Origin of the sequence: Aeromonas sp. R3-1, assembly GCF_040908345.1 — a bacterium.
GTDB classification, from domain to species: Bacteria; Pseudomonadota; Gammaproteobacteria; order Enterobacterales; family Aeromonadaceae; genus Aeromonas; species Aeromonas veronii.
The window spans coordinates 1-4,861 of the sequence record NZ_JBFODN010000212.1; the positions used below are offsets into that span (position 1 = coordinate 1).

Sequence of the window (4,861 nt, forward strand, 5' to 3'; positions counted from 1 at the left end):
GTAAACCTCTTCCAGGCTGTCCTCTTTCTCCGGCAAACCGCGGGAGAGACGGGGACTGCTCTGGGCCAACACCTCGTAGCTGACGCGGTTGGCGTATTTGCACACCTGGGCCAGTGAGGAGTAAGTCAGGAACTCGGAGATGTGCTTGGCGGAGTTGGGCACATTCATCCGGTGATAGGAGTTGGCCACCATGTCGTGCAGCACGGCGGAAAGGGCGCCATCCCCTGCCCCGTTGGTGTTCTTGATCTTCTCCGGGCCACCCATGTACGGGGAGATGTGGGAGTAGATACGGGCCGGTTTGCGGCACTTGGCACGGGCCATCGGGCGGCTGAACTCATACATGTTGAACTCGGGGATGACACCGGGCAGCAGGGTATGAGTGGTCTCGCGCTTGTAGTCCTCATCGGTGTAGCTCGCCATGTAGAGGCCGATGGGGCCAGCAGTACAGAGCACCATATCGGCCCAGTCGAGCGCCTTGTCGGCCGCACCGAGCGGATCAGCGATACCGGTCAGGGCTTCACCTTCGTCTTCGTTCATCGCCAGCACAGTCACGTTCTCGGCAATGAAGTCGCGCCACCACTGCGGGTTTTCGTCGATAACGAAACGGGTGCCCAGGGTCAGCACCACGGGAATACCGGCCTCACGGGCATAACGCACCGCGGTCATGGCCGCCTCTTTCATCGGATCACCATCGTCACCGCGTACCAGATAGGCGGTGATCACTAGGGCAGACGCCCCTTTGATCACATCCTCCGGAATGTGCTGTACATCCAGCTGGTTCATCTTGCCGGCGTTGATGCCGAAGCTGCGCTCGCCGCACTCGGTAATGAAAGTGAAGCAACGGCCGATGGGGCCATCCACCGGCTGCAGATAGTCCAGATTGACGCGGGAAGAGGTGTTGCACAGATAACGGTAGGCGTAGCAGCCGATGCGAATATCCTGACTCATCACACCCAGCAGGATGGAGTGGGAATCGGCCAGCACCGAGTAGTTGTGTACCGTGTTGCCAATGGTGCCACCGGCAAACTCGCTCACCACCATGTTGTTGGCCTTGAGCTCGTCATAAATCCGTTCGGCTACATCGTCATTGATGACGACGGAGTGCCCCTTGCTCAGACCATAACGGGTCAGAAAGTCTTCATCCACATGGGCTTCGATATCAACCAGGGTCTGATCAATCCCGACCACGTAGGCTTTGCCCAGCTCGGTTAACAGGGGATTTTGCGGAACCAGGGGATCGCGTCTGTCGACAGGGAAGTAGTGTTTGGACTTGCGCTGACCGGGAAATTTCATGGCAATGTTCTGTGCTCTGGGGGAAAGAGGGGCGGGATTTTAACACAATCCGCCGCCCCGAAAAGTCGCCCTGTTTAAATAATGGAGTCAGTATAGACAAGGCCCGCAAGGAAAAACGTTTGCCTTTTCACCATAAAAAACCACCCCGCCCGAGGTGGTTCAATAGCATACAAAGCGCCTGTTTTCAGGCGGCCGCCATGCCCTGCAACAGAGCCAGCAGCGAGAAGAGGCCGAGGGCGAGCCAGAACAGCAAGGTGCCCAGAAAACGGGGCACATTGGGGGCTTTGGGGATCTGGATGCCGATGGCATGCAGGATGCGGCCAACCAGTAGCATGGCGCCACCGGCATGCAGCCAGAGCGCACCGGCACCGGAGAGCTCGCACAGCGCCATCAGCAGCAGAGTCAGCGGCACATACTCGGCAAAATTACCGTGGGCCCTGATCGCCGCCAGCAGCTCGGGGGCCTCCCCCTGCCCTATCATCACCCCGAACTGGGCGCGGCGTTTGACCACCCAGAAGGAGAGCCCCAGAAACAGCAGCCCAAGCAGGCCTGCGTAGATCAGCGTGATATGTACCATGACTCGACTCCTTGTTTGACTGACTGCCGGTCACTCATGCCAATTCGCGGCAGATGAGCGAGACCATCATCCTGATGTGGGCCTGATCGCTGTTGAGGGCCGGAATATATTCAAACCGCTCGCCACCGGCCTCCATGAAGATCTCCCGGTTCTGTACCTGAATTTCCTCGAGGGTTTCGAGGCAGTCGGCGGCAAAGGCAGGACAAATCACATCGAGCCGCTTGATGCCCGCTGCAGGCATACCGGCGATGGTCACGTCGGTGTAGGGCTTGAGCCACTCCTCCTTGCCAAAGCGGGACTGGAAGCTGGCTGTCCACTGTCCTGCCTCCAGCCCGAGCGCCTCGGCCAGCAAGCTGGCGGTATGGCGACACTGGTGACCATAGGGGTCCCCTTCGTTCTCGTAGCGCTCGGGAATGCCGTGGAACGACATCAGCAGGTGATCACCCTGACCGTGCTGCTCCCAGTGACGGCGCACGCTCATGGCCAGCGCCTGTATGTATTCGGGGTGGGCGTGATAATCACGAATGAGCCGTACCACCGGCAGATTGCGTTCTCTCTTCATCGCCTTGCCCCAGGCATCAAAGACCGAGGCGGTGGTACTGACCGAATATTGCGGATAGAGCGGCAACAGGATCACCCGGTTGACCCCTTTGGCCTTGAGCGCCTGCCAGCCATCATTCACTGACGGGGAACCATAGGTCATCGCCAGCTCTACCGGCACCTCGACCCCCTCCCGCTTGAGCTCCTGCTCCAGCGCGGCGCGCTGCTGTTGGCTTATCACCATCAGCGGCGAGCCCTGCTCGGTCCAGACCTGCTGATAGAGCTTGGCCACTTTGGGCGAGCGCGTCGGCAAGATGATGAAGTGGAGCAGCGGACACCAGAGGTAACGGGGCAGGTCCACCACACGGGGATCGTGCAGGAACTGGCTGAGGAACGCTTTGACGGCAGCGTTGGTCGGTGCGGCTGGGGTACCCAGATTGACCAGCAATATTCCGGTTTTCGTGGTCACGTTAGCTTCCTGTCTATCTGTCATTATGCAAAAAGGGCCCGACAGGGCCCTTCTCTTTATTTATCTGATGGCACGGGAAAAAGTGCCGGCAGCAAAGATCAGCCCAGAATGGTGGCAAGCTGCTTGCTGACCAGATCAACCGGCTGGGTGCCGTCGATCTTGACGTAACGGGTGTGGCCCGCTTCCGCCTCTTTGCCGTAGAAACCGATCAGCGGCGCGGTCTGCTGATGATATACATCCAGACGCTTGCGTACTGTGGTCTCTTCGTCGTCGGCGCGGATCACCAGATCTTCACCGGTCACGTCATCCTTGCCTTCCACTTTCGGCGGGTTGAACACCACGTGGTAGGTACGGCCGGAGCCGGAGTGAACGCGACGGCCGCTCATGCGCTTGACGATCTCTTCGTCCGGCACATCGAACTCCAGCACGAAATCAACCACGACACCAGCGTCCTTCATGGCTTGCGCCTGGGGAATGGTGCGCGGGAAACCGTCCAACAGGAAGCCTTTGGCGCAGTCCGGCTGAGCGATGCGCTCTTTGACCAGACCGATGATGATGTCGTCAGAGACCAGCTGACCTGCGTCCATCACAGCTTTGGCTTTCAGACCGAGCTCGGTGCCCGCTTTGATCGCCGCACGCAGCATATCGCCGGTGGAGATCTGGGGAATACCGTGTTTTTCCATGATGAACTGAGCCTGGGTACCTTTGCCGGCGCCCGGAGCCCCCAACAGAACAATGCGCATACACGCTCCTATTGATTGGTTATTCAAATCTTGCGAAGGCAAAAAAGTACACGGTTTCGCCCGTTTCTACAAGGGTGAGCCACTTGAATGAGCACTTTATCACCACAATAACCGGCTGATCGAACAGGATTTCATCGCAAGGGGAAGACGCAAAAATAGCCAGGGATTCAGCATAGAGCGCCAAAAACCGGAAGGACGTACGACAGAAAAAAAGATCCCGGCTCAGGGCCGGGAATTGCGCTCAAAAGTAACTACTTGTCGCTCGTAGTAGGAACAGGGCAATAGTAGTTTGCCCCCTGTGCGTCAACAACTGTCAGATGTGACAGGCAGGCCGCTATGGAACCGGAACTGCGGATCCGGCGAGCAGATTAGCTCGGCTTCCAGCTTGCCAAAGAAGGCCAACCGCTCGCTGATATCCTCCCCTGCGTACTGTTCGGCCAGGCTCAGGTAATCCTGATAGTGACGCGCCTCGGAGCGCAGCAAAGAGACATAGAAGCGGCTCAGCTCCTCGTCCAGATGGGGCGCCAACTTGGCAAACCGCTCGCAGGAGCGGGCCTCGATATAGGCGCCGATGATCATCTTGTCGACTATGGTGGCCGGCTCATGGGTGCGCACATGCTGCATCAACTGGCGAGCATATCGGGAGGCCGTCACCGGCCCGTATTCGATGCCGCGGGCCTGCATGATCTCCAGCACCTGCTCGAAGTGATGCAGCTCCTCCTGAATGAGTCTCACCATGGGAAACAGCAGCGGATTGCGTTCCAGCTCGGCAAAGACGGTGCGATCAGACTCCCCCATGCTGCGTTTGCCCAGGATCTCGGCCTTCTCCGGGATGGCATCCAGCTCGCGATAGAACTCCAGCTTGGGCAGCAGATGGCGCTTGCCCTTGGGCAGGCAGTAGCGGCGCACCAGACTGTGGGCAGTGAGTGCGGCCTTGGTCTCGCAGTTGGCGTGATCGATGAGCAGGGTCGGTAAACGGGCCGGATCCCGCGCCATCTCCACCCACTCATCCGGGGTCTCGCACTGCAAAAACTGGCGCACAGGGGCTAACAGATCATCCATCTAAACTCTCGTTTGTTAAACACGCCGGTTAAAAGCGTATCGGTCATATATGTTGCCACCTATGCTAGCGGATCCTGCTGGCCATGCCCATATCCGGCAAGATAAACGGATGTTTTTCAAACAGATACCCCCTACCCCTTCTGCCGGTGCGAGGTAGAAACGACAATGGGGGCCACT

5 protein-coding genes are annotated in these 4,861 nt (G+C 58.5%); all 5 read right to left on the bottom strand.

Annotated features, from left to right (window positions below; all coding sequences use genetic code 11):
• Positions 1-1,293 (bottom strand): inosine/guanosine kinase (locus AB5Y85_RS13745; protein ID WP_368221588.1); only part of this gene is annotated, 1,293 nt, incomplete at its 3' end.
• 184 nt (positions 1,294-1,477) lie between these two features.
• Positions 1,478-1,870: an MAPEG family protein gene (locus tag AB5Y85_RS13750; protein ID WP_064336267.1), complete on the bottom strand. Its 393-nt coding sequence runs from the start codon at positions 1,868-1,870 to the stop codon at positions 1,478-1,480.
• A gap of 34 nt (positions 1,871-1,904) precedes the next feature.
• On the bottom strand, positions 1,905-2,879 hold the full coding sequence (hemH, locus tag AB5Y85_RS13755; RefSeq protein ID WP_257687473.1) for a ferrochelatase: 975 nt from the start codon (positions 2,877-2,879) through the stop codon (positions 1,905-1,907).
• A 98-nt stretch (positions 2,880-2,977) separates the two neighbouring features.
• The gene (gene adk / locus AB5Y85_RS13760; RefSeq protein WP_005337083.1) at positions 2,978-3,622 is read right to left on the bottom strand and encodes an adenylate kinase; all 645 of its coding nucleotides are present in this window, start codon (positions 3,620-3,622) and stop codon (positions 2,978-2,980) included.
• 303 nt (positions 3,623-3,925) lie between these two features.
• A complete protein-coding gene (locus AB5Y85_RS13765) occupies positions 3,926-4,684 on the bottom strand; it encodes a tRNA-(ms[2]io[6]A)-hydroxylase (protein ID WP_257687474.1) in 759 nt (252 codons plus the stop codon).
• Positions 4,685-4,861 lie beyond the last annotated feature (177 nt).

Coding starts and splice junctions, on each gene's coding strand:
- AB5Y85_RS13765 (WP_257687474.1), bottom strand. CDS start 4,684: ATGGATGATCTGTTAGCCCCTGTGCGCCAGTTTTTGCAGTGCGAGACC.
- adk (WP_005337083.1), bottom strand. CDS start 3,622: ATGCGCATTGTTCTGTTGGGGGCTCCGGGCGCCGGCAAAGGTACCCAG.
- AB5Y85_RS13750 (WP_064336267.1), bottom strand. CDS start 1,870: ATGGTACATATCACGCTGATCTACGCAGGCCTGCTTGGGCTGCTGTTT.